This is a genomic window from Mycobacterium sp. E2462 (genome assembly GCF_001672685.1).
GTDB lineage: Bacteria > Actinomycetota > Actinomycetes > Mycobacteriales > Mycobacteriaceae > Mycobacterium.
In genome coordinates, this window is sequence record NZ_LZKC01000038.1 from 1 (window position 1) to 1,117 (window position 1,117).

1 protein-coding gene and 1 pseudogene are annotated in these 1,117 nt (G+C 71.3%); both read right to left on the reverse strand.

Annotated features, from left to right (window positions below):
• A partial coding sequence (locus tag A5714_RS02300) for a trans-acting enoyl reductase family protein (RefSeq protein ID WP_197513513.1) occupies positions 1–678 on the reverse strand: 678 nt, incomplete at its 3' end.
• 118 nt (positions 679–796) lie between these two features.
• Positions 797–1,048 (reverse strand): annotated as a pseudogene (locus tag A5714_RS02305) (transglycosylase family protein); the annotation flags it as partial.
• Between the last annotated feature and the right edge of the window lie 69 nt (positions 1,049–1,117).

A 1,117-nucleotide genomic window follows, 5' to 3' on the forward strand; every position in this document is an offset into this window, starting at 1 on the left:
TCTACCGCGCGGTCCGCGACGACGAGGCGGGGGAGCTGGCCGAAACCGACCTGGTCCTGCGGTCGTTCTCCGGCGGGCGTCGGGGTCGCTGGAGGCGGTGCTGAGCACCTCCACCATGGAGGCCACGGTGCCACCGGAGACCCCGCCGGAGAACGACCGCAGGACCAGGTCGGTTTCGGCCAGCTCCCCCGCCTCGTCGTCGCGGACCGCGCGGTAGAGGCCGTACACGCTGAGATCCGACGGGATGGAATCGAAGCCGCAGGCGTGCACGATCCGCGCGCCGGTGTCGGCGGCCTGCTTGCGATAGAGGTCGATGCTGTCGCGCACGAACATCGCCTCGCCGGTCAGGTCGGCGTAGTCGGTGCCGGCCGCGGCGCACGCGGCCACCAACGGCAGCCCGTAACGGGTGTACGGGCCGACCGTGGTGACGACGACCTGGGTGCGCGCGGCCATTTCGTCCAACGTCGACGGCGACGCCGCGTCGGCCTGCAGCAGCGGCCAGGATTGCGCGGGCTCGCCCAGGGTGTCGCGGACGGCCCGCAGCCGGTCGGTCGATCGGCCGGCCAACGCGATGCGGGCCTGTGGCGCCTTGTTCGCCAGATAGTCGGCGGTGAGTTTCCCGACGAACCCGGTCGCTCCGTAAAGCACTATGTCGAATTCGCGCGGCGTTGCGGTCACGGGCCCGACGCTACCCGACGCCTGAGACGCCGATCCGCGCAGCGAAGAAGCGCCCGGCCCGAGGGCCCGGCGCTTCTTCTCAACAGATGACGGCCATGCCGTCGGATGGCGACGCAGGTCAGCCGCGGCGGCCGCAGACCGGCCAGGCGTGGATGCCCTGCGAGTGCAGCACGTTCTCGGCCACCCGGATCTGCTCCTCGCGGCTCGCGCTCGCCGGCGAGCCCGACCCGCCGTTGGCGTGCCACGTGCTCGAGGTGAACTGCAGGCCACCGGAGAAACCGTTGCCGGTGTTGATTCCCCAGTTACCGCCCGACTCGCACTGCGCGATGGCGTCCCAGTTCACGCTGTACGCCCTGATCGGGGCCGGCGGCGGGGCGTCGGGGCCCGTGACCGCCACGCTGCGCGAACTCAACATAGTGCTTTACGGAGCGACCGGGTT